This is a genomic window from Wolbachia endosymbiont (group A) of Rhinocyllus conicus (assembly GCF_947250775.1).
GTDB lineage: Bacteria > Pseudomonadota > Alphaproteobacteria > Rickettsiales > Anaplasmataceae > Wolbachia.
In genome coordinates, this window is record NZ_OX366349.1 from 1101514 (window position 1) to 1126219 (window position 24706).

Here is a 24706-nt window from a genome sequence, read left to right on the forward strand (position 1 = left end):
TGATTAATACCTGACATCAATGACTGATAAGTAATCTGTTAAAGGCACAACAGCAAAAATTTTGAATCCTTTTACTTGTTTTAATATTTTTTCCCAATCGCTTAATGTTCTTAGTTTACCTCCTGTTTCAACCATTACATTAATATCTACAGAGCCTCCAGTTGGAGAGCGGTAATCTAAAATAGTTTCTATCAATAAAATACGAGATATTCCTTTGACCAATTTTAAATAAGACAATACTTTATCATCATCATAGTGCTGTAGAAAGCGGCAAAAGACACCTAATTCATAATTTGTAACTGATAGTTCTTCCTGAGTTATAAGTTTGACTTTTAAATTTTCTACTAACTGTCTTGGTACTTTATGTTCGTTATATAGGCCTATAGAACCTTTATTGTGTATATCAGAATAAGCAAGAAATAAAGAGTGTACACCAAATAGCAATATATTCTTAGCATCATCTATATTAATTCTAGAATTAAACTCTTTAGTATCAAACCTAGAATATCCTAGCAATGCTTGGTAAAACGCTATTTTCTTATTTTCTGATGCTTCTCTTTCCTTAAAAGATTCAAATGAAGAGATTGACTTCTGTTTTAGTATATCGGCAATATTTAACCAATTCTTTTCAGCGGCAACTCTTGCCCACATCGTTGCTGCTTTTGGCAAAAATGGTATTCCCTTAAAACACTTACCTTTTGATGATAGTTGCCATAAGTCCTTGTCCTTATCGTAATCAATAAACCCTATTTCCCACAACGCCCTTAACAGCCTTTCTAGATTTGGTACGATAATGTTTAACTTTTTAGATAAAACTGGCGTAGTTGCAGGTAAAATATTTAACAAATCAAGTTCAATAGCAACGCTTGTTAGGTAAGTTTTCCAAAAGGCTGAAAGTTCTGCAGAAATCCTATGCACTTGAGATTCTTTACCTAAATCAAAAATACTAAACTTTACATTTCCGGTAATATCGATTTGTCCTAACACACCTTCAAAAGTTTCAACTTTTGCCATCCCATTATAAAATGCTTCTACCATTTTAAATCTCTGCTGGTAAACAGGATCACCATTAATATCTATATGAAACCAACCATGTTGATCTTCTGCAATAGAATACCCTTTATGAAAAACATTAAGTTTTTTATACCATTTATTATGTACTAACTTTCCATGATGATTAATATGTGTAGCTTTACTATCCTTATAGACTACAGCGATACCATCCTTAAAATCTCCAACATAATCATATTCCTCCTGATAAATTCTGTTGCCATTTAAATTAATATGAAAACATTTATCATGTCTTCTAACTACACAAGCATCTTCCTGATAATTTCCAATCCATTGATAAGACTGTTTGTATACTCTACATCCAGATGGATCAATATGGTAACACCCTGTATCATCTTCTACGGCTGCTCTATTAAAGTAGAATCCAAAAGTTTTCAGAAATCTATTATGATAAACTGCTTCTCCTCTTACATTGATATGATAAGCACCTGTCTGATCATAAACCGGTGCAAGACCGGGCTCATGAAATTTACCAACCTTTATAAACCTATTTTCATATAAAGGATTTCCTAGCAACTCGTGAAAGCTCTCACACGGTGAAATTTTAATAGATTTAAAATTATCTTTGATTAATTGATCAAAGGTTTTCTCATGTTGCATGTTTTGCATAATTTGTAATTTAAATAATTCTTTTGTAAGCTTAGGTACTCACTACTCTGCCATATTTCCTCGAGTTTAACCTCATTAACATTACCAAAATTTCCTAATGTCTTACGGAGTTCATCTGGAGCACAGCAAGGACTAAACTTTCCTTCATTGTTTATCCATGCTTCTTTACCTAAAAATGGGCATTGACCACCTGGAGCCAAATCCTTAATACCTTCTTGAGAAAGGATTGTGAAATTTTCCAATTTTATCTTTTTACCATTTGGCAATAGAATATTATCTCTAAGTTCGTATAACCTTCTCACCTCCGTGTTCCATCTACTAATTGCTAACTCATCTCTTCTCATAGATAGATCCTTAATTTCCTCAAAATGTGCCCAAAGATGATGTCCTTTAACTCTATCTATGCCGTTTTTTATGGCCATCTTAACTATGTCATAGAGTTCATGTAAATTACTTTCCAAAAATGTTAATTGTAAAGTAACGGTACACCTTTCACCTGTATCGCTAAAGTATTTATCTCTAACTTCAAGGAAAGTTTTTAAATTTTCTGTCACTACTTCCCATTTTGAACCTTTCATGATTCTTTCATGAGTTTCTTTAGTTGCCCCATTCCAGGAAATCTTAACATCAGATAAAATTGGTACCAATAGTTCAGCCCATTTTCTAGCTCCTTTAATAGGAAAAGAACCATTGGTTGTGAGGTTAAGCTTAAGGCCGAACTCATGGCACAAATTGATTATTTCATCAAAGCTTTTATACATTAAAGGCTCACCCATAGTAGAAGGAATGATTTCCCTTAAAGGTGTGCCAGCTGCTTCCTTAATTACTTTTCTGATAGTTTCTATCGACAGTATCTTAGGTTTTATTCCTTTAGCTTTCTTTTCTTCTTTAACTTTGCTGTATGGTGAAAAACATTCGCACATTATACAAGCAAAATTGCAGTAATCTGGATTAGTATCAAAAGTAATTCTCCAAGGACCGGGTTTAACAGCTACTGATTTGCCTTTCTTTTCAATAGCATTACGGTAAATCTTGTTAAGTTTTTCAGTATGCTCACTTATAGAAGGTATATTTCCATTTTCAGTATAAGGATAGCCTTTTTGGGTAAGTTTATTGTATAACTCCTGATTTGTAGATAGGACTTGCATTTTTTCTGACAAACTACTTGCATCTCTGTGCTTAAATAATAGTCCATCTCTTACATATTCTGCCATGCCACCATAATCGGCTGTTATAACTGGTATTCTAAGTTGCTGTGCTTCATGTATTACTAACGGTGAATTTTCACCCCAAATTGAAGGAATGACTATTGCATCGACTTTATTAAATACGTCAGTAACTATATTCTTATTATCATAACTTCCCATCCATTCTATTCTTTCTTTAACAACAGGTGAAAACTGATCGGCAATCGCTTTTAAAGCTTTAGTTTCTTCTCTTGCTGCTCCCCAAATTCTAAGTTTTGCTTTAGATGATAAGTGAGAAAAAGCTTTCAATAATAGATTAACACCTTTTTCGGGAGTATGAGTACCAATATAACCGAAAATAAACTCTTTTTCTTGTGCTCTATTTCTATTCTTAAGACGATTGAGATCAAAACCATAATCAAGATAAGAAATTTTGTTTATCGGAACATAAAAATCCTGAGTAAATTTATCCATCAAGAATTTCGATGGGGAAATAAAGTAATCTATATAGTCTATTATTTTCCTTGTGTGCTTCATTCTAGTTGCAACCCATTGTTCCCAATAATTTATGTCTAAATTCAGGAATTCTTTATCTCCTGTAAAATATCCTTTGTAACATTGGGTTGCACATTTTTGATCCTTTTGTCCATCACAAAGCCGTAACAAATCTTCAGAATTGCGTTGAATAAACCTTCCTCTTGGACACATTAACCAAAAGTCATGTAGCGTAAAAATTGTAGGTATATTGTCTTTAAAAGCAATTTCTGGTAAAGTAATTGATAGATGATTAAGATGACCAAAATGTATAAGATCTGGCTGAAAGTTATCTATTACTCTTTTAAATTGTATATCTACTTCTTCATTGATAAATTTGTAACGATATTTAGCTGTGGGTATATTAATTAAATGCAGTAAGATTCGAGAGTCACTACTATCTAGGACTGTAGTGTAATAAAAATCAGGTAAAAAGCTATTTTCATACCTAGTAAATACTTGTACCTCATTGTTATTTGCTAGTTCATGAGCAAGAGTTTGGCTATAAACCTCTGAACCAGCACTATAATAAGGAGGGTAACCATGAATAACTTTTAATATTTTCATATATTACCATATCTATATTGTTAGGATATTCTTGTGTATTGTTTTGTAGACTTTTTATAAATTTACTTAATCCTACTTCTAATGAATGTTTTGGAGACCAACCAAGTAGCTCTTTAGCTCTAGTAAAATCACCATGAAACTTAGTTACATCAAAATTTCTTGGAGGATAAAAATCAATTCTAGAATCACTTTTCGTGACTTTTAATATTGTTTTTGCTAAGTTTTCTAAAGTACATGGGCTATTAGTAGTAAGATGAATAGCAGGAAGAGAAGATTTTTCGCTTTGTAAATATTTAACAGTTAAGCATATACCCTCTATAACATCATCCAAATAGGTAAAATCAAAAACACATTCTTTACCTTCTATTTTAATTGGATCACCTCTTAATGCATTAATACAGAGTGCAGGAATTACTCTACTGTTATGATCTAGTAAACCACCGTATACATTTGAAAAGCGTAATATTGCTACATTAAAATCTTTTGAACTTGTTATTTGTTCCTCAATAAATGCTTTACCTTTTGCATAATTATTTATTGGATCGATACTAGCAGATTCTGTAACTGGCAGTTCCTTCTGCTCTCCATAGACTTCCCTACTACTTGCATATATAAACCATGGTTTATTTGGAAGTGACTTACATAACCCTAAAAACCGCATTGTACCATCAACATTAATTTTTTGACACAGTGTAGGATAAAGTTCACCATGTATAACTCTAGAAATTGCAGCCAGATGAATGATTCCTGTACACTGAGCAAGTAGTGGTACTATATCTTCTGAAAAAAAACTGAGTGGATTGTTGTGAAACCTAATATCACAGCTTATTACTTCATGGCCCTGGTTTTCTAACTTTTTCACCAAGGTTGACCCTATCAAACCTGCAGCACCTGTTATTAATATCCCCATGTATACCCTCTCACTACAACTAGGAAAATTTGTCGTACCAATTATCTTACAAGTAAGAATCAAAAGGTATTATAAAACCAGTATAAAATAAATGTCAACTTAAATTAGTAATAAAAAAATGTAGTTATGAAAGAAAAGTTGGCTGCCTTCTTTCTTGAAAATAGTGTTCGGCTTTAATCAAATCCTCCTTATTATTTACTCCCATTGCTTCTCTTTCATCAGAAACTACATAACCTACACTCAAGTTATTGTTTGCTGCAATGGGCACTATATCATTAAGACAATATTCATTGGTCGAATTATTAAATTTTATTTCTTTTACTAAGGTAAAGAGATCTTTAGCATATGAAGCTATTATTCCAGAGTTTGCAAGAAGCATTTTATCTCCATTTTTTAGGATTTTTTGAACATTGCCGTAATTATCAATTACTAATCTTCCATATTGTTCATCTTGACTATTGAATCCAAGAAGAACTAAATTATTATACTTTAAACAATCAGTCATTTTCATAACTGTATCACTAGATATAAAGGGAGTGTCTCCATACTGTATTAAAACTATGTCTTGATCAGATAACTCCTCCAGATTTTCTAGAGCAATTTTAACTGCAGTGCCAGTACCTGTAATATTTTCTTGAATTATTAGTTTTATATTGTATTGATCGATTATACTTTTTAGGGTATCAAACTTTTCTAAATCTTTTAGAAGGGAGTTGTTAACAACAATTGATAAGCTTTTTAGACTCAGCAATTTTGCATTAGAAATTACATGTTCTAAAAGAGTAAGATTTCCCACTTGGTGCAACGCTTTTGAATATTCAGAATTCATTCTACTGCTCTTTCCTGCTGCTAATATTATCAAAATTTTACTCATACATAATTCAGGAATTGATTAGGTAGTAAGTTAATTTATAATTAGTAAGATGTAAAGTCCACTTTGATTTTCTAAATGATCTAGACGAAGATAACTACCATCGAACAGACAAAATTCGTTAAATTAGCATCTGTAGTAATTCTTAGCAATTCTTAAGTAAAATTTTAGAAAGAGACGCCCCATAGTTATAATTGAGTGTGTGCTACTTTCAAGTATGGTTTTTATTGATGAAACCTCTTAGACCACTCTGTTTGAAATAAGGTAACTACTGCTTAATTCACCAAAAAGCCTGTAATTAAGTTTTAAAGCGAGTTTGCCCAAAACACACAAATCGATTGTACCTCTTTAGCGTCTGTAATGCCCTTTAAAATTTGAATAAAAGGTACTTTTGTTAATTCTATTAGTATAAAATAAACTTGTGCATGATTTTGTCGTCATTTTTATTCATTGTAAAGAAAATTTTGTATGAAAGTTTTTTAGAAAACTCACTTACCCCTCTTAAATGTTCTGAACATTCTGAAAATTTGAATAAGTGAAAACATAGGCTGTTTGTAAACAAAAAAGTAATTGCTATTTTCAGAAACTTTTTGAAAAATTACCACAAAATATCTAAATCTTTAATAGGCAAGACCGCACCATTTGCTTGTAGATAGTAATGTGTTGGCTTTATTAACTTGTGCTCTACTTTATCTCCTACTGAAACTTTAAATTCCATATCCTGCACACAAAGAAATCCATATTTAGAATTGGTCCCATATCCTGCAGCATTACGAAAGAATTTAATCTGTCCAAGAGTTGCAAGATTATTTATTCTTTCTCTAATATTGCGCTCACTGCCAAGACCCTCTTCTCCTTCAAAACGCTTTGCAAATTGTCCAGCAGTATAAATATTACCTTGATATGCGCTACTGCGAATTAAACTCAAGATAACCTCATGTTTTCTCATCCGTTCTAAATCCAACTTTTTACTATATTGATCTCTGATTATTGGTTCTGAATTTAAAACTGAATTGTCATGTACAAATGCCCCATTTTTCCAGTAAAGTGTCATTTGCCCGTTATTGCACTGCGAATAGTTAGATTTTTTGCGCGATAAAATTCTCTCATCAGGAGAAGCATTAGCTTTATCTGGTCTAGTCAAATACCAACGAGACCTTACTGTATTATTCCATGCTGTTGAACCGCCTGTGCCAGTTTTACGTATTATTCCCGCATCAGAAGGGTGGGCAAGTAATAAAACAGCTCCTTTTATTGCTTGAGCTATTCGACCACAACAACCTTGAATAAATTGTCTCACATGAGAACGGTCGTTTTCATTTCCTCCAAATAGGTCTGCTGCTGTATCTAATATCACAAGCTTCGGCTGAAACGATTCAATATCCTCAAGTAACTCTTGAAAGTACGTAGTTAATTGACCAGTATCTTTGTTATTAAAAACCATAAGTTGATTATTGTGCCCTGCTCGTGACCATAAGCCAACATTATCCTGAAAATCAGAAGATTCCATACCTGATTGATAAAATTCATTTATTGCGCATTGCCGACGCCAAAGTTCTTCTTCATCATCTTCACAGAACACACCATATGTCTTTATTTTTTCCAGATCTATTCCAAGCCAAGGTTTACCAAAAGCAGCGGCTGTCATTAATTGTTGAGCAAGGAGAGATTTTCCAACACCACCATCACCATAAAGAGCTGTAACACTTCCTACAGGGAGCCAATCCTTAATAACCCACTTTCTTTCTGGAGGGATATTGGTCCAAACTGTAGTATCAATTCTTTTTGACTTTCTTGAAGAATAAGGGCTTTTGTTGTTAAGGATAAATTCTTCAACGTTCATTCCTTCTAGCACACTATCTGCAGCATCCCAAGATTTTGGCTTATCTTGAGGAATTGACCTTACCCAGAAAAAGTAGAGAGGAAGTTAAGACGTTTTTGAAGTAAAATAGAACGTTTTTTCAAAGAGGTGTAATATGGGAAACAGAAGGGAATATACAATAGAGTTTAAATTGGAAGCAATAAAACTAGTAAGAGAAACAGGTCAACCGTCAGCAAAAATAGCAAGAGATTTAGGTATGAGTGGAGATTTATTAAGCAGATGGGTAAGAAAATATAATGAAAAAATGTCAGGAGTAGATGCATTTCCAGGTAAAGGAAAGTTAGCTCCTTATGACAAAGAAAGGTTTGACTTAAAGAAAGAGTTAGCAAGAATAACTAGGGAAAGAGACATTTTAAAAAAAGCCCTGGGATATTTTGCCAGCCAAAAGGAGTAAAATATTCTTTTATAAAAGATCATAGAAACAGCTATAAAATACAGGAGTTATGTAGGTTTTTAAATGTATCTGCTTGTGGTTATTATAAATGGGTTGCTCAGGAGAAAAGCAATAAAGAATTAGCAAGAGAGGAGCTTCTAGCAGATATTCAAAAAATATATCAAGCATCACAATGCAGGTACGGAGCTCCTAAAATCCATGCTGAACTAAAAGCTTTAGGCAAAAATTATAACATCAAAACAGTGCAAGATGTAATGCAAAAAAATGGCATTCAAGCTAAGCTTAGAAGAAGATTCAAAACTAAAAAACAGCAAACAGACAGTAGGATTATAGCTCCAAATATCCTGGATCAAAATTTTACTACGGACCAGCCCAATAAGGTATGGGTAACTGATATTACTTATATAAAAACCAAAGAAGGCTGGCTATATTTGGCAGCAATAATTGACTTATATTCACGTATGGTAGTTGGTTGGTCAATGAGTAGTTCAATGGATAAACAATTAATTATAGATGCTTTATTTATGGCTGTTAATAAACGCAAACCCGCCAAAGATCTACTGTTTCATAGTGATCAAGGGTCACAATATACTTCTAAAAATTACCAATTCTTATTAAATAGAGAAAATATTATCTCTAGCATGAGTCATAAGGGTTGTTGTTATGATAACTCACCTACAGAAAAGCTCACTCAAAAGAGAGCTACTTATTGATCCTTCACAACACTCTGCTCAACAAGCTAGAACTGCCATATTTGAATACATTGAAATTTTTTATAATAAACAACGACGTCATTCTACTATTAACTATTGCATCCCTGAACAATTTGATGCATCATTTTCATGACAAAAACGTCTTAACTTCCTCTCTACTTTTTCTGGGTAAGGTCAAATCTTGAGAATAGAAAGTGATGCAACTCCAAAACCAGAAAGCTTTTTTGCGGCTTCTTGAGCATAATCTTTTCCAGGATCATCGTTATCTGGCCATATAATAATGTGTTTACCTTTAAGTGGAGTCCAATCAGTTTTCTCAATAGGTGCTTTTGCTCCAAACATTGCTGTTGTTGCAGTGATCCCTTGTTCTATGAGTAGCTCAGCACATTTTTCCCCTTCTACCAATATCACTCTATCAGATTTAGTGATGCCTGGAATGTTATACAGAGGCCTGATCTCAGGTGCAGTAAAGGTAGATTTTTTAGCATCAAATGGTTGATAACTTTTTCCTGAAGCAGTATCATAACGATATTTGCTGGCAATCAACTGATTATCCTGATCGGGATAGTCCCATTGAGTTATTCTCTTTTGCTCTTTAGTAGGTCGCTTGTTACATCCTATCCATTCACTTATCGAAGAAATTACTTCAACAAATTCTATTTTAGCGTTTTTCCCATGTGCAGCTGCCCAAAGATCAATAATGTCACCACCGTCCCCAGTCGCAAAATCAATCCATAATCCGACCTTGCCATACGCTAATTCAACTTTGAGGCTTTTGCCTTTATTACCTTGTACATCACCTACCTGAAATTTATCACCATGAAAAGTTCCTCTTGGAAATAAATAAGAGAGGCATGATCTGATGTTTAATAATAGTTGTCTTTTTATTTCTTCTACATCAAATTGTTCTAATGGTTCTAAATGTGAGACAGCGTCGTTAAAATCATAATTTAAAGTATTTTTTTCTTTGACATCAGTTAAAAAATCTTGTACCATAGGCTGAAGCTCCTTTTAAAGTTAAGTGTTTGAAAGGTTTTTGAGCAAGGCTGTATTGGTTGCGGTCTTGTTCTCTTAATCATGAAGTAAAAAATGTAGTAGGTGGTTCTCTTGGCAAAGCTTGAAAATATATTAATAAGTGAAGGAAGTCAGTTCAGGTTTATAGTAAAGGTAAGATTGAAGGCTCTTAGAGTTTTCTTTCTTTTAAGACAAAATACTCTAATGTAATTCTACAATATTTTCCTCACTATGTCAACTTCCTATTAAATAATCATAATGCTTCTATTTTGTCACATTGATATATTACATATTTATAGTATGTAATATATATTATATATAAGGAAATTTGCCATTTAACATTTTGGTTAAACCTCCACATATACGCAGCTTTGGAGCCGATTGGCAATTTTGCCAAATGAAATTTTATTTGCCATTTGAAATTCTCTTAAGGTATTGATTTTCTTGTATTTCTCTTTGTAAGTTCATCTGGTTATTTGGTAGGTTTGCCAAATGATTTGCATTTTGAAGCTTACTTTAATAAGTAAATATACCTATATGGTAGAAAATTTATGACAGTTGCTTACTGCATAAACTAAGTTCACTTATTAACATAACTCAAGAGATGCTTATATTTCTGTACCATTTACTATAGTATACCGGATCCCTTATCGATCTTTCCGGAAGTGAGGGAAATTTTTCCAAAACACTTTTACTCCTTATTATAAAAACATCTAACTTTAAACTTACACTGTTCCCTTACTATATATGTTCACCAAAATTATAAAAACTGTTCACTTTTTTAAAAAATTTTGCACAACTCCGCTTTCTATTAGCTTTCATACTCCACTAAATGACTTCTTTTCTAAACGATATATACTAGAAATGCAGTCCGAAATATGAATTGCTCTAAAATTTTTTTCATTACGATTTTTCTATTAAACTTTAATAGAGCTTAACGTGTTTACAATATACCCAGGAGAGAGATTTTCCGTCTATAAGAAGTATCCACAAAAATGCTATATTAGTAAAGTTATTCATAATAATTATTTGTGAATTAAGCGCTTTAGATTCGAGATTATATAGATTTTTGGCAGTTTAAGCCATTTTAGATTGGAAAATGAAATCTCCTAAAAGGAAAAAACCCGGCTATATTAAAGAGTTAAGAGTAATTTAAGTTTGAAATTTAAAAAAACTTCTTAATTGCTTTAAAAGCTAGGATTATAGAGGGTTTTTGAGTGTAGCCCAGTTTCGGGTAAAACCTTATATATTATATATATAATAAATAATAATATATAATAATAGAACATATAGGATATGTACCTTTCATAATACCTACCTAAATATTATTAACACGCTTAAATGTTTAATTTTTTAACTTTCAAATAACAAGTTAAGCAAAAAAACATGAACTGTAATAAGTTTTAACCCGGTGCTCAACTGAAAATGGTTTTCAAAAAGGCTAATATACCGTCCATTTTAATTTTTAACCGAAATATAAAAGTCATTTAAAAAATAAACTCAAGTGGCAATTAACCGGTTTTTTAAAGTCGCCTATAACCTACTCTAACTACTTACGCATACAGGTGGACCAGCTGCATTTCATGATATTAGTAGACATAAACCTAGTTATTGTAAGATAATTAAAGGCATCACTCAAAGGAAGATAAATGTGTGGCCTATTCTTCAAAGTAAGGTTTTAAGGAATAAGAAGCTGTTCTGAGTTTTGTGATTTCCAGTAAAATTGAAAAATTAGGAACAAAAACATACTATACTTAACTCACTGAATTTCTATGCTTTTAGCCACTTAGTGTGTGAAAATATTACTTTTCCATTTCCAAAAGACTTAATGAATCAGATCGCCCTAAATAAAAATACAACACAGAGACAAAAATATGAAAAACCTGCTATTGCATTTTGGATAACCTAAAAAAAGATGAAAGATAAATGCTTACAAAAAACAAGATGGCTAATAATATCGTTTTAAAAAGATTCTACGACTCCAGGGTACAATTATACTACTAAGACCTAAGTTACTTATGTAAGGTAGCTTAAAACTCGATTATGAGGCACTTCTAAATTATCTTTTACCTTAAACTTTTACTTGCTATAAAAAAACCTTACCCTAGTCTATCACGTTTTTTATTTGTTGTAAAATATTTTTTCAAAAAAGTGAACAGCTTTTGTAATTTAGGTAAATATATATAACAAGAGCTGGTTATTTTGGAGGTCTTATTGAAATATAACGACTTTTATTTAAAACTCTTAAGGAAATATTTTAAATAATCTCTATAAACAAATTGTAGATGAAGATAAAGAAAAAAGTTTGAAATTGTTGCTATAAAAGAAGAAACAGAAGCTACAAAAACCGCTTGAAGTGGAGACAAATTTATTTATTTACGTCTCTAATTTTATCGTGTATGGCAGAGACAAAGATTTATATTTCCACTATATTATTGGTAGATGAAAAGCAGAGATATAGGGCTTTCTAAAGGGTGGGGACAATTTTTCACCCCCCTTGAAATTAAAAAATAAAGTTTTACATAGCCCATTTCAATTGTCTCCATTGTAGCACCATTCTTAAAAACGTTTTAGAGGGCTATTATAGCGTTATCTAGATAGGGGTTTTAAATCAAAAGCTCGTGTAATCTCCTCTTAACTCAAATAGCAAAGAAGCTGCTGTAAAAGATATAGCTGGTCTTCAAAGCTCTTTAATTCCTTAGCTGTCTTAAAATTATTTTAACTTTTTTTGAGAAAATCCCGGAAAAAGTAGTAAGAAATCAGGTATATATATAATAGAAGGGCATTGTTTCAACGAGGTTAGTTTACCTCCATGCGCTTCAACACAAAAGTTTCAAATAAATGTCAATCCTAACACTGGACCTCGGCAAACAAACGGGCTGGGCAATTCTTACAGATGGAGTAATTGAAAGTGGAAGCAAAAGTTTTCATGGTAGCCGTTTTAGCGGAGGTGTTCTTAAATTTTCGTAGCTGGCTAAATGAAATGAAGGAAAAGTTCTCAAACATTGAAGCAGTGTATTTTGAAGAAGTGAGAAGACACCTAGGAACTGATGCAGCGCATTGCTACGGTGGTTTTCTCGCAGTTCTGTCTGCTTGGTGTGAAGAGAACAATATTCCCTACCAAGGTGTTAATGTTAAAACTATAAAACGCTTTATAACAGGCAAAGGCAATGCAAGTAAGAGTGAAGTTATTGAAGCGATACGTGAAAAAAGTTTTTTACCTAGAGATGATAATGAGGCCGATGCTTTGGCATTAATGTTCTATATTAGTAAAGATATTAATAAGAAGAAAAATCCATAAAAAGTGGGTCCTTTCGGCCATATTGGCGGGTTTGGTGGGTTCGACCTCAGGCCTTCTTTAGCGTCAGAGATATTTTGAATATTAACTTTTTAATTATTAAGATATGAATTTAGCAATCCACTACTATCCTGTTGAAAACCTCGTCGAATATAAGCGTAATCCTCGTAAAAATGACGATGTGGTCAACAGAATGTGTGCTTCAATCAGGGAATTCGGCTTTCGTATACCAATAGTTGCAAAAAGCGATGGCACTGTGGTTGATGGTCATTTAAGACTTAAAGCAGCAAGAAAACTTGGTATGGAAAGTATTCCAGTGGTCTTAAGTGATAATCTAAATGAACCACAAACCAAAGCTTTTCGATTACTGGCAAATCAATCAGCTAATTGGGCAAAGTGGGATGATGAGCTTTTGAAAGTAGAAATTCAAGAGTTAGAAGATTTACAGTTTGATCTTAAAATGACAGGATTTGAATTAGAAAAAGTTCAACGGTTTCTCGATGATTTTGATGGTGAAAAAAAAGATCTTTCTGACTTAGCTATTGATGACAAAAAAGTAACAAAACCAGGTGATTTATGGATTTTAGGTGATCATCGAATCTATTGTGGTGATAGCTCTGTAGTTGAATCATATAAAGCGCTGTTAGATGATAAAATGGCAGACATTACTGTTTGTGATCCTCCATATAACGTTGACTATGGTAGTAGGGAAGATAAAAAGATATTAAACGATAATCAAGGTGAAAAGTACGAACTTTTTCTCTACGACATCTGTTCCCATATTTTAGCATATACGAAAGGTGCAATTTACATCTGCATATCATCATCAGAGTTTTCAACGTTACAAAAAGTATTTGAGGAAGCGGGAGGAAAATGGTCAACATTTATCATTTGGGCAAAGAATCACTTTACGCTAGGAAGATCAGATTATCAAAGACAATACGAAGCAATGCTCTATGGATGGAAAAGCGGCAATAAACGTGAGTGGCATGGGGGTAGAAATCAAAGTGATCTGTGGTTTTATGATAAGCCAACGCACAATACACTACATCCAACGATGAAGCCAGTAGAGCTAATGGAAAGAGCAATAGTTAATAGCAGTAGATCAGGAGATATCGTACTTGATCCATTTAGCGGCTCTGGAAGTACACTGATTGCATGCGAGAGAACAGGAAGAATTTGTAGGACAATAGAGCTAGATTCAAAATTTGTAGATGTAACTATAAAACGTTGGCAAATATATACCGGAAGAGATGCCATTTTAGCCGGTACTGGCAAAACCTTTTCAGAGATTCAAGAAGAAAATTTGTAAAAAAGAAGCAAAAAAAGTGGAAAAGATCACACAAACGGAATGGGCAAGAGAGATAGGAGTATCAAAGCAATATGTCTGTTATTTAGTAAAGAAAGGAATAGTTGAGTTGGAGGATGGTTTGATCAGTAGAGAACAAGCAAATGAAGCGGTGGCAGCAATAAGAGATCCAAGTCAGCCACTTAGGAGGAAAAATCCAGAAAACGAAAATACAAATAACCTTTCTACAATGTTGCTAAAAACGCGAATAAAAAATGAGATGGAACGTGGTAAACTGCTTGAGGCAAAGGCAAAAGCTGAGATTGGTGAACTTGTGTCAGTAGAGGAGGTAAAAACCGAAGCATTTAATGTAGCAAGAGTTGTCCGTAATAATTTACTTAATATTCCAAATAGAGTTTCAGCACTACTTGCATCACTGAGTGACACTGAAAAGATTCATATGGCGCTAACTGAAGAGATTACAAACTCATTACAAGAATTATCTAATACTAAATTTCAAATATAAAAAAGATTTTGAATATAAAATGGCTGATAACTTAAGTTTGGAGTTAATAAAGTGTCTCATTAATCAACCTGGATTAGATGTTAATGTCAGAGGATTAAATGGAAAGACACCACTACATTGTGCTATAGAATTTGATGAATTAAGCATGGTAGATTTGTTACTCACGAAGAAGAATATTAATCCTTTTGTTGAGGACAATGAAGGCAAAACCTCCTTAGATTATGCCAAAGAAGGGAAAAAAGCAGAAATATTACAAGCGCTAATTAATAACAAATACGGATAAGAGGAAGATAGCTTACTGCACTTAGCTGCGATGATAGGTGAAGTTAATGCAGTTAGATATTTGATAAGAAAAGGTGTTGACGTTAATGTACGAAATGCTTTGCACCATACTCCATTACATCTAGCAGCAGGTATAGGACATGAGAATATTGTCAAAATTTTAGTGGAAGAAGGAAAAGCTGAAATCGAGGTTTTTGATGCACGAAATCAGACACCGATGCACTATGCAGTTAATAATAAAAAGTTGGAGATAGTAAAGTTACTGCTGAAGCTTGGAGTAGATGTAAATAGCGCGCGCATAGGACAAAACTCAATGAAATTGTCACCTGTTCATATAGCTGTAAGTAATACTAATTACGATGAAAGAGACTTATGTCTTGATATTCTCAAATGCTTAATAAAGGAGCCTAATGCTCAAGTCAATTTGCAAGACTACGAAAATAAAACACCACTACATTACGCTGAAAGACTTAAAACAATAGAAGTTTTACTAACGCGAGAAGATATAGACCCTCTGGTAAAAGACGATAGCGGCAAGACACCATTTGATTACGCTAAATCTGAGATAAAGAAGGCTTTGGTGAGTAATAAATACGGTTCTGAAAAGAATAGTCTACTCCATTTAGCTGCACAAAGAGGAGAAATTGAGATTGTAGATGCAATTTTAAAAGAAGAAATCAATATTGATATTGTAAATAATAAAGGTCTATCACCGATTTACCTTGCTGCGGAAAAAGGGCATTTACATGTAGTAAAGTTATTGCTGAAAAAAGGAGCAAATTATACACCTGTTTTGCACTTAGCAATCAAATCAAACAATTTAGAGTTACTTAAAGTTTTGTTTACTGAAAAAAATGGGTCTTTGCTCTGCAGAGATACCGTTGTTAATTTTCCAACCCTTCATAATAAATATATAGCACAGAGAGAAATAGCAGATAAAAGGACGAAAAAACATAATAATATTATCTGCATCTATACTACAGTCAGCGCAACAGCAGTAGCAGTATATATAGGGTTGATAACAACAACAATAAGCAGTGCAATCATTTTTGCAACAATAACAGGGATATTTGCGCTTGTTATAGCAATAATGATAAGTGAGGTGAGCAAAAGATATATAGAAAACGAATTTCAGAAAAAGGTGTTTATGGAATTGGAGGAGTGTGGAGGAATAAACTCTACTGTTAACAATATTGAGATAGAACCAATTATGAGTAGATGCAGACAATGATATACGCTAGAGCTTTTTCTGAAGGTTTAAGACCAGATTCGTCGCTTAAAGTATCAGAGTGGGCAAATGAGTATCGAGTTTTAGCAGCAACTGCGGCATCAGAGCCAGGTAAATGGAGAACGGAAAGAACTCCTTATTTAAAAGAAATCATGGATTCACTTTCTCCGTCCTCACCAACAGAAAAAGTAGTATTCATGAAAGGAGCGCAGATTGGGGGAACAGAAGCTGGTAACAATTGGATTGGCTACATCATAGATCAGACTCCTGGTCCAATGCTGGTAGTACAGCCAACAGTTGAAATGGGAAAACGTTGGTCAAAAGGAAGATTTGCGCCGTTAATAGAGAGTACGCCATGTTTAAAGAGTAAAGTAAAAGACCCAAGGTCAAGAGACTCAGGCAATACTGTACAAAGTAAGGAATTTCCAGGTGGAATAGTAGTAATAACCGGAGCAAATAGCAGTGTAGCACTGAGATCTATGCCAGTAAAATATCTCTTTCTTGATGAAATAGATGCCTACCCAGGAGATTCAGGAGGAGAAGGAGATCCAGTACTGCTTAGTATTGCTCGAACTAATACATTTGCACGGCGAAAGATTTTTTTAGTATCAACACCAACGATTCATGGAATAAGCAGAATTGAGAAAGAATTTGAAGCAACAGATAAGAGATATTTTTTTGTACCATGTCCGCATTGTAATTACTATCAAGTTCTAAAATGGGCACAAATAAAATGGGAGAATAACGACTCAAGAACAGCACATTATGTCTGCACTGAATGTAGCGGCAAAATAGAAAATCATCAAAAAACAGAGATGCTTGAGCGTGGAGAATGGAGACCTACTAATAGAGTAAAAGATGAGAAAAAAGGATTTCATCTTTCAAGTCTTTATAGCCCAGTTGGCTGGTATAGTTGGACTCAAGCAGTAGAAGATTTTCTGCATGCAAAAGAGAGTGAGCAATTACTGAAAGTTTGGATAAATACTACGCTTGGAGAAACTTGGGTAGACAAAGGAGAAGTACCAGACTGGAAGCAATTATTTAACAGGAGAGAATTTTTTCCCATAGGCACAGTACCAAAAGGCGAAGTAATCCTCACAGCAGGAGTAGATGTCCAAAAAGATCGTTTAGAAGTAGAAGTTGTCGCATGGGGAAAAAGTCGTGAAAATTGGTCAATAGACTACCAAGTATTTGAAGGAGATACAGGAGGTGGGGAAGTATGGGGAAAACTCTCCGAGCTCTTAAATCATCATTTTATCGGTGAAAATGGGCTTGAATATATGATAAGTATGATGGCAGTAGATGCTGGATATGCAACGCAAGAAGTATACAATTGGGTAAGAGGTCATCAGGGCTCTGGAAGAGTAATGGCAGTCAAAGGTGTAAACAAAGCGCTAGTACCACTTAGCAGCCCAAGTAGAGTAGATATAACAGTTGGTGGTCAAAAGCTGAAAAGAGGAATAAAGCTATGGCCAGTAGGAGTATCGATATTAAAGTCAGAGCTTTTTCAATTACTTAATATTTTAAAAGAAGAGGAAGGAAAAGCTCTACCTGGATATTGTCATTTTCCCGAGTATGCACCTGAATATTTTAAGCAGCTAACGGCAGAGCAATTAGTCAGCAAGGTAGTAAAAGGATACACCAAACAAGAGTGGCAAAAGGTAAGAGAAAGAAATGAAGTACTGGATTGCCGAATTTATGCGAGAGCAGCATCTATTGCACTTGGAATTGATCGTTGGCCAGAGAGTAAATGGAATAGTTTGAGTGGAAAAATGGAAAGCAAAAAGCCCAAAAAATTAAGACAGAGTAAATGGCTTAGTAGTCAAAATGTACAGTGAAGAATATTGTAAGTTGAAAATGTGATATAAAAGAGGATAAGAGGGAAAGATAGCCCTACTCACTATAGGAATAGGACTATCATGGGCGTGTGCGACCGGAAGAATATTGGTACTACAACCGTTTAAATCAAGGTACACTAGCCCATCTCTCGATACGTTTGAATAGTTGCTTGGGACATATATATGCACCCGTTTACAATCTTAAATTAACTAAAACTATCGAGGTTTATTATGGTTACATCTTATCAAAATTTTATTGGCATTGACATCGGAAAATTTAAAAATGTCGTTGCAATTCACAAACAGAAGAACGCTGTCAAATTTGACAATGATTCTGATGGTTGGCAACAATTATTTCAAAAGTTTTCAGATATTCTACCTAATTCTTTAGTAACTTTGGAAAACACAGGAAAATATGAGCTTGGTTTGTCACATTTTCTTATTGACAAGAATATTGCAGTACATCGAGCTAATACTCGTAAAGTAAAAAGCTTTATCTTGTCTCACGGAACTGTAGCAAAGTCTGATAAATCAGATGCGAGGGCTCTTGCTCAATATGGATTTGAACGCCATAGAACTCTCTCTCTATTTGTACCTACATCAAAAGAACAATCAACCCTGGTTGCACTTTGTCAACGTCGTGATGACATTACGCAAATGAGAGCTCAGGAAAAGTGTAGACTGGAAGCTCCTGAAAATGATCATATAAAGAAAAGTTGTCAGAAGACCATTGAATTTTTCGATAGTCAAATAAACGAACTCAATGATACTATACAAAAAATTATTGATGGAAGCCATGAACTACAACAACGTCAAAAAATCCTTAAAACAGTTTCTGGAATAGGTAAAAAGTTATCACAAGATTTTCTGTGTTTAATGCCAGAGCTTGGTTACTTAAGTAGAAAAGAAGTAGCAAGTCTTGCCGGAGTTGCACCTCATCCTAGGGAAAGTGGTAAAACTGTTGGTTACCGAAGGATTATAGGAGGTAGAAGTAATGTTCGTTCAAAGCTCTTTACATCTGCCATGTCTGCTGCAAGGTCCAAATCTGCACTTGGCACCTTTTATTCCAAGCTTGTTGAAAGTGGTAAGAAGAAGATGGTAGCTATAACAGCTCTAATGCGTAAAATTATAGTAATTGCTAATGCAAGGCTTAAAGAGGCAATTAATTTGAATGTTTAAAAATTTACATAGCAGTAATTGAAATGAATATTGTGCGTCCACACAAACTTAAAGTGCTTGTTCACATAGCTTAAACGGAAATTGTTGCAGTAGCTGTTTGATATAGAATTCTGTTCCTATGACAAACGGGTTTTTATTATCTATATGGTTGGGTAAAGTTGCAAAATTATACAAATGAAAAATTAAAAAAAAACATAGTTGATTTAACTCAAGTAGAAGAAGCGATAAAGAAGCTACAGAGCGGAGAGAGAGTAGTATCAATTGCGTACGGCGATCATGTGGTTAGGTACGGGGAAGTTCAAATAAAAGATCTATTGGATTTAAGACAACGAATCAAAGCTGAGCTGAAAGTTGCAGGTGTGAAGAGAAAGATTGTTATTGCAACTAGTAAAGGAGTTATATGAGAAGTTATATGGTGGAAAATGAGTATCCGGACTTTTTAGAGCATTTAAAGTATATTATAGCCACAGGTAATATAGCATCAGGAAAGTTTATAAATGCAGTGGTAGACCTCTCGCATTGGGATAAGAACGTAGATTTCAAATTAGCAAAAGAAGATGGTATAGCTGGCGTCATTCATAAAGCAACGCAAGGACTGAAGTATATTGATCCAACGTATGTAGAAAGAAGAAAAGCTGCTGAAGAAGAGGGACTTTTATGGGGTTCATATCATTTTGGAGTAGGAGAAAACGGAAAAGATCAAGCTAACCATTTTTTAGAAACAGTAGGAGATCACTCTCAAGTATTGCTTGCGCTTGATATTGAAGAAAACCAAAGCGGAAAAAACATAACGCCAAAGCAAGCAGAAGATTTTGTTGATAGAGTTCACGAAGTAACAGGTCGTTTACCACTGATTTATGGAAGCACCTATTTTTTAGAAGATTTTGTCACACCAATTTTGACGAAGTGCCCATTGTGGATTGCAAGATGGGGAGAGGAGCCTGTGTTACCAAAGGGGTGGAATAAGTGGGTTTTATGGCAGTACACTGATGGAAAAGTGGCACATGAAGTTAAAGGAATAGGAAGATGTGACAGAAATAAGTTTAACGGAACAATAGAAGAATTAAAGAATTTTTGGTTATCATGATGCTACTAAAATCATTCAAACAATTATTCCGGAAACCAAAAATCAAGAGCTCAGCCTGGGATGCATCAGGTTCAGGAAGGAGATTATTGCACTTTCAACCAGAGTCAGGAAGTATAAATAGCTTACTCTCTCAGAGCCTTGAGCACTTACGTAGCCGCTCTCGAGATATGGTAAGAAAGAACTCCTATGCGGCAAACATAATCGATACGATAGTGAGTAATTGCGTTGGAACAGGGATAAAACCGCAATCAAAAGCTAAAGATGGAGAGTTTAGGAAAAAAATCCAAGAATTATGGCTGAGATGGACAGATGAAGCAGACAGTAGCGGAGTGAGTGATTTTTATGGATTACAAGCTTTGGTTTGTAGGAGCATGATAGAGGGAGGGGAATGTTTTGTAAGACTCCGAACAAGAAAACGAGAAGATGGTCTTTGTGTGCCGTTGCAACTGCAAGTACTGGAATCAGAGCACTTAGACAATAAGAGCAATCAAACCCTTGCCAACGGTAATGTAATTAGAAACGGGATTGAGTTCAATAGGCTTGGGCAGAGGGAAGCATATTACCTATTTAGAGAACACCCTGGAGAAGGATCATTTGGCGAATCAGTTCGTGTACCAGCAAATGATGTTTTACATATCTATAGACCACTAAGACCTGGGCAGATTCGAGGAGTACCGTGGTTGTCCAGTGTACTGTTAAAGCTCTATGAACTTGATCAATATGACGATGCGGAATTAGTGAGAAAAAAGACTGCAGCGATGTTTGCGGGATTTATTACCAGACTTGATCCTGAAGCGAACATCATGGGAGAAGGAGAGAGTAATGAACAAGGAGTAGCGCTGTCAGGCTTAGAACCTGGGACTATGCAATTACTTGATCCCGGAGAAGATATCAAGTTCTCGGAACCATCAGATGTTGGAGGAAGTTATGAAGCATTCATGAAACAGCAGCTCAGAGCAATAGCAGTAGGTATGGGGATAACGTATGAGCAGCTAACAGGGGATTTAACGGGTGTCAATTATTCATCAATCCGAGCAGGATTAATAGAGTTTCGCCGGAGGTGCGGAATGTTACAGCATAACATAATGGTATTTCAATTTTGCCGTCCGGTATGGGATAGGTGGTTAGAATTAGCCCTACTCTCAGGAGAACTTGATATAGGCAAAGAATGGACGAAAAAAGGGGGAAAAGAAGAAGTAAAATGGATAGCACAAGGATTTGATTGGGTGGATCCGCTAAAAGACCAGCAAGCACAGCAAATGGCGGTAAGGAATGGGTTTAAGAGTAGGTCAGAGGTGGTTTCGGAACTTGGTTATGATGTAGAAGAAGTCGACCAAGAAATTGCCGAAGATCAAAGACGTGCTAGTGAACTGGGCTTAAATTTTGATTCTGATGTGAATTCTAATGCTGAAATGATATAAAATTCTATTTCTATGACAAATGGGTTTTTATTGCCCCAGACACAAATAAAAAATTTTAAAAACATATGACGACACAAATAAATTGGATGAATAAGCCGATGATGATAGAGCAAAGGAGTTTTGAATTATTGTCATTACATGCTGGAAAACACCCTACGTTTAAAAACATAAAACACACTGCAGAAAACAACGTAGAAAAAATAGCAATAATACCAATACATGGAATTTTGACCAAGAAACCAGGAGCTTTTGATGACATGTTGGGAATGACATCGTATGAGCAAATAGAAGAACAAATTAAACAAGCATTAGCAAATAGTAGTATAGAGACAATTTTACTGGACATAGACAGCCCCGGAGGAGAAGTAAACGGTTTATTCGACCTTTCGGACTTTATTTACGAAGCAAGAACAAAAAAGAGGATTGTGGCGATAGCAAATGATGATGCGTATTCCGCAGCGTATGCAATTGCATCAAGTGCTGAAAAAGTATTGGTAACGAGAACTTCAGGAGTTGGAAGCATAGGAGTAATAGCAAGTCATATAGATCAAAGTGGATTCGATGAAAAGCAAGGTATTAAGTACACAACTGTTTTTGCTGGAAGTCGAAAGAACGATTTAAATCCGCATGAGCCAATAACATCAGAAAGTGTGGAAAGCTTACAAAAAGAAGTAGATCGTCTATATGAAATGTTTTTGCAGCTTATAGCAAGAAATAGAGGTCTTTCAACGGAAAAGATCAGATCAACAGAAGCAGGGCTATATTTTGGTGAGAAAGCAATAGAAATAGGTCTTGCTGATGGAATCACAACGTTTTCTGAATTTATAGATAATTATAGGAGAAATATGACTAAAACTGAGATAAAAGAACAAGCAATAGATATTGATGATCTAATTGAGCAAGGAAGATGTTTAGGGTACGAGAGCTGCCGCACGGAAGTATTAGAGGTAATACGATTATGTAATTTATCAAAGATGCCAGAGAAGATAGGGGAATTTATTGAGCAGAATGTAAATGCGAAACAAGCGCAAGAGATATTAATGTCGATACTAGCAGAGCGTACGAAGAAGACAGAGATTTTGAGTACAATACCGCAAAGTACACCGGAAGACTTGATGATGCAGGTAGCGAAAAGTCGGGGCATTTGATGGTCTTAACCGCGGTATATAATGCTAACATACGCCGCGGTAAACAAAGCGCGCCACAACTATAACCGCCGCATATAACAACTATAAACACGGCGGTAAAACTAAAGGAAAAAAAGGGGAAATATGACAAGTATAACTGAACCAAATAATCTTGGTGACCTCTTAAAATATGAGGCATCAAATCTATACTCACGTGACCAAATTACTGTTGCTAAGGGACAAAACCTAAAGCTTGGTACAGTTATTGGTCGTGATAAAGATGATCTAATTAAAATTATAAATGCAACGGCCACAGATGGCACACAAACAGCAATAGGTGTAATAACAAGTGATGTAAACGCAAGGGAAAACACCAAAGCAGTAATCATTACACGGATAGCAATGCTAGCTGATCATGCAGTGGTGTGGCCAGCAAATATAACAGAAGAGCAAAAAGCTGCAGTAATAAAGCAACTTGAAACACGAGGGATCATCATCCGCAAGGGAGTTTAACGAGCTACCAGACTCAGCAACTTACATAGAAACAACTTAAAACACACAGCATTAAAGGGAAAGGGGGAAAGAATGCAAAATCCATTTACAAATCCAGCATTTAGTATGACGGAATTAACTAAAGCAATAAACATATTGCCGATAAATTATGGTCGAACAGAAAGCTTAAATTTATTTCCAAGTAGATCAGTAAGATTTCGACATATTACGATAGAAGAGCAAAACGGAGTATTGAGTTTATTACCAACGCAAGTGCCAGGAGCACCAGCAACAGTAGGGAAAAGAGGAAAAAGGAAAATAAGGACGTTTACGATTCCACATATTCCACATGATGACGTAGTATTGCCTGAAGAAGTACAAGGAATAAGGGCATTTGGGTCAGAGAATGAGCTGAAAGCATTGGCAGATGTAATAACGGATCATTTGCAGATGATGAGAAACAAACACGCAATAACGTTAGAACATTTGCGGATGGGAGCGCTCAAAGGAATAATTTTGGACGCTGATGGCAGTGAGTTATTAAATCTGTATAACGAATTTGAAATTACACCGAAAGTAGTAAATTTTGCACTGGAAACAGCAACCACCGATGTAAAGCGTAAGTGTCTGGAAGTATTGAGGCATGTTGAGGACAACTTAAGTGGTGAATATATGACGGGGATTCATGCGCTGGTAAGCCCAGAGTTTTTTGACGCTTTAACTTCTCATGCCAAAGTAAAAGAAGCATACGAGAGATGGCAAGAAGGAGCAGCGCTAAGGAACGATATGAGATCAGGATTTACGTTCTGTGGAATAACATTTGAGGAGTACAGAGGACAAGCAACTGACCCTGAAGGAAATGTGAGAAGGTTTATAGAAAAAGATACGGGGCACTGTTTTCCACTTGGTACAGCCAACACATTTACTACTTACTTTGCACCAGCAGACTTTAATGAAACAGTGAATACCCTTGGGCAGCCATTATATGCAAAACAAGAGCCAAGAAGGTTTGATAGAGGGACCGATTTACATACTCAGTCAAATCCTTTACCAATGTGCCATCGCCCAGGAATATTAATCAAAGTCGTTGCAGCATAACAATACTGGTAGAGCAACTACAAAAGTGGTGAGGCATGAAAGTGCTCTACCAGTATGCCCCTTCTTAGCGTGCATGTAGAGATTAGTGCA

15 protein-coding genes and 4 pseudogenes are annotated in these 24706 nt (G+C 34.9%); 13 read left to right on the plus strand and 6 right to left on the minus strand.

Translation table 11 applies throughout. From position 1 onward, the window contains the following. Window positions 1-3 precede the first annotated feature (3 nt). The 5 genes from OOK92_RS05460 to OOK92_RS05480 all read right to left on the minus strand — a co-directional run bounded on the left by OOK92_RS05460 (window position 4) and on the right by OOK92_RS05480 (window position 7604). Window positions 4-1680, minus strand: a complete 1677-nt coding sequence (locus OOK92_RS05460; protein WP_264735480.1) for a WG repeat-containing protein — start codon at window positions 1678-1680, stop codon at window positions 4-6. Further along, a complete protein-coding gene (locus tag OOK92_RS05465; protein WP_264735481.1) occupies window positions 1641-3968 on the minus strand; it encodes a glycosyltransferase in 2328 nt (775 codons plus the stop codon). Before OOK92_RS05465 ends, OOK92_RS05460 begins: the two co-directional genes overlap by 40 nt. Next, window positions 3925-4878, minus strand: a complete 954-nt coding sequence (locus OOK92_RS05470) for an NAD-dependent epimerase/dehydratase family protein (RefSeq protein ID WP_264735482.1) — start codon at window positions 4876-4878, stop codon at window positions 3925-3927. The genes OOK92_RS05465 and OOK92_RS05470 overlap by 44 nt, the downstream gene beginning before the upstream one ends. Before the next feature lie 124 nt (window positions 4879-5002). Continuing rightward, on the minus strand, window positions 5003-5752 hold the full coding sequence (locus OOK92_RS05475; protein ID WP_264735483.1) for an NTP transferase domain-containing protein: 750 nt from the start codon (window positions 5750-5752) through the stop codon (window positions 5003-5005). Window positions 5753-6347: 595 nt separating this feature from the next. Beyond that, a complete protein-coding gene (locus OOK92_RS05480) occupies window positions 6348-7604 on the minus strand; it encodes an AAA family ATPase (protein ID WP_264735484.1) in 1257 nt (418 codons plus the stop codon). A gap of 121 nt (window positions 7605-7725) precedes the next feature. On the opposite strand from OOK92_RS05480, the pseudogene OOK92_RS08560 reads away from it, so the two are divergent. Then, a pseudogene (locus OOK92_RS08560) lies at window positions 7726-8871 on the plus strand (IS3 family transposase). 44 nt (window positions 8872-8915) lie between these two features. On the opposite strand, the pseudogene OOK92_RS05495 reads toward OOK92_RS08560, so the two are convergent. Further along, window positions 8916-9734, minus strand: a pseudogene (locus tag OOK92_RS05495) (AAA family ATPase); the annotation flags it as partial. 2859 nt (window positions 9735-12593) lie between these two features. Between OOK92_RS05495 and OOK92_RS05500 the strand changes: the two are divergent. The 12 genes and pseudogenes from OOK92_RS05500 to OOK92_RS05555 all read left to right on the plus strand — a co-directional run bounded on the left by OOK92_RS05500 (window position 12594) and on the right by OOK92_RS05555 (window position 24616). Continuing rightward, window positions 12594-13053 (plus strand): annotated as a pseudogene (locus tag OOK92_RS05500) (crossover junction endodeoxyribonuclease RuvC). 103 nt (window positions 13054-13156) lie between these two features. Then, on the plus strand, window positions 13157-14362 hold the full coding sequence (locus tag OOK92_RS05505) for a DNA modification methylase (protein ID WP_264735485.1): 1206 nt from the start codon (window positions 13157-13159) through the stop codon (window positions 14360-14362). 16 nt (window positions 14363-14378) lie between these two features. After that, window positions 14379-14864: a hypothetical protein gene (locus OOK92_RS05510; protein ID WP_264735486.1), complete on the plus strand. Its 486-nt coding sequence runs from the start codon at window positions 14379-14381 to the stop codon at window positions 14862-14864. Window positions 14865-14883: 19 nt separating this feature from the next. Continuing rightward, window positions 14884-16377: pseudogene (locus OOK92_RS05515) on the plus strand (ankyrin repeat domain-containing protein). Continuing rightward, a complete protein-coding gene (locus OOK92_RS05520; RefSeq protein ID WP_264735487.1) occupies window positions 16374-18212 on the plus strand; it encodes a phage terminase large subunit family protein in 1839 nt (612 codons plus the stop codon). Before OOK92_RS05515 ends, OOK92_RS05520 begins: the two are co-directional and overlap by 4 nt. Window positions 18213-18443: 231 nt before the next feature. After that, complete coding sequence (locus tag OOK92_RS05525; RefSeq protein ID WP_264711509.1) at window positions 18444-19391, plus strand: IS110 family RNA-guided transposase; 948 nt, start codon at window positions 18444-18446, stop codon at window positions 19389-19391. 158 nt (window positions 19392-19549) lie between these two features. Continuing rightward, entirely contained in the window at window positions 19550-19795 is a 246-nt protein-coding gene (locus OOK92_RS05530) for a gpW family head-tail joining protein (protein ID WP_264735488.1), read from the plus strand. After that, a complete protein-coding gene (locus OOK92_RS05535) occupies window positions 19792-20478 on the plus strand; it encodes a glycoside hydrolase family 25 protein (RefSeq protein ID WP_264735489.1) in 687 nt (228 codons plus the stop codon). The genes OOK92_RS05530 and OOK92_RS05535 overlap by 4 nt, the downstream gene beginning before the upstream one ends. Continuing rightward, entirely contained in the window at window positions 20478-21899 is a 1422-nt protein-coding gene (locus OOK92_RS05540; RefSeq protein ID WP_264736395.1) for a phage portal protein, read from the plus strand. Before OOK92_RS05535 ends, OOK92_RS05540 begins: the two co-directional genes overlap by 1 nt. A 65-nt stretch (window positions 21900-21964) precedes the next feature. Continuing rightward, complete coding sequence (locus OOK92_RS05545; RefSeq protein WP_264735490.1) at window positions 21965-23047, plus strand: S49 family peptidase; 1083 nt, start codon at window positions 21965-21967, stop codon at window positions 23045-23047. A gap of 123 nt (window positions 23048-23170) precedes the next feature. Beyond that, window positions 23171-23539, plus strand: a complete 369-nt coding sequence (locus tag OOK92_RS05550) for a head decoration protein (protein WP_264735491.1) — start codon at window positions 23171-23173, stop codon at window positions 23537-23539. A 72-nt stretch (window positions 23540-23611) separates the two neighbouring features. After that, the gene (locus tag OOK92_RS05555; RefSeq protein WP_264735492.1) at window positions 23612-24616 is read left to right on the plus strand and encodes a major capsid protein; all 1005 of its coding nucleotides are present in this window, start codon (window positions 23612-23614) and stop codon (window positions 24614-24616) included. Window positions 24617-24706: the final 90 nt, after the last annotated feature.

What these genes read in the sequence shown, in the direction of transcription:
- OOK92_RS05460 (WP_264735480.1), bottom strand. Translation starts at nt 1,680, where the DNA reads ATGCAAAACATGCAACATGAGAAAACCTTTGATCAATTAATCAAAGAT.
- OOK92_RS05465 (WP_264735481.1), bottom strand. Translation starts at nt 3,968, where the DNA reads ATGAAAATATTAAAAGTTATTCATGGTTACCCTCCTTATTATAGTGCT.
- OOK92_RS05470 (WP_264735482.1), bottom strand. Translation starts at nt 4,878, where the DNA reads ATGGGGATATTAATAACAGGTGCTGCAGGTTTGATAGGGTCAACCTTG.
- OOK92_RS05475 (WP_264735483.1), bottom strand. Translation starts at nt 5,752, where the DNA reads ATGAGTAAAATTTTGATAATATTAGCAGCAGGAAAGAGCAGTAGAATG.
- OOK92_RS05505 (WP_264735485.1), top strand. Translation starts at nt 13,157, where the DNA reads ATGAATTTAGCAATCCACTACTATCCTGTTGAAAACCTCGTCGAATAT.
- OOK92_RS05520 (WP_264735487.1), top strand. Translation starts at nt 16,374, where the DNA reads ATGATATACGCTAGAGCTTTTTCTGAAGGTTTAAGACCAGATTCGTCG.
- OOK92_RS05525 (WP_264711509.1), top strand. Translation starts at nt 18,444, where the DNA reads ATGGTTACATCTTATCAAAATTTTATTGGCATTGACATCGGAAAATTT.
- OOK92_RS05535 (WP_264735489.1), top strand. Translation starts at nt 19,792, where the DNA reads ATGAGAAGTTATATGGTGGAAAATGAGTATCCGGACTTTTTAGAGCAT.
- OOK92_RS05540 (WP_264736395.1), top strand. Translation starts at nt 20,478, where the DNA reads ATGCTACTAAAATCATTCAAACAATTATTCCGGAAACCAAAAATCAAG.
- OOK92_RS05545 (WP_264735490.1), top strand. Translation starts at nt 21,965, where the DNA reads ATGACGACACAAATAAATTGGATGAATAAGCCGATGATGATAGAGCAA.
- OOK92_RS05550 (WP_264735491.1), top strand. Translation starts at nt 23,171, where the DNA reads ATGACAAGTATAACTGAACCAAATAATCTTGGTGACCTCTTAAAATAT.
- OOK92_RS05555 (WP_264735492.1), top strand. Translation starts at nt 23,612, where the DNA reads ATGCAAAATCCATTTACAAATCCAGCATTTAGTATGACGGAATTAACT.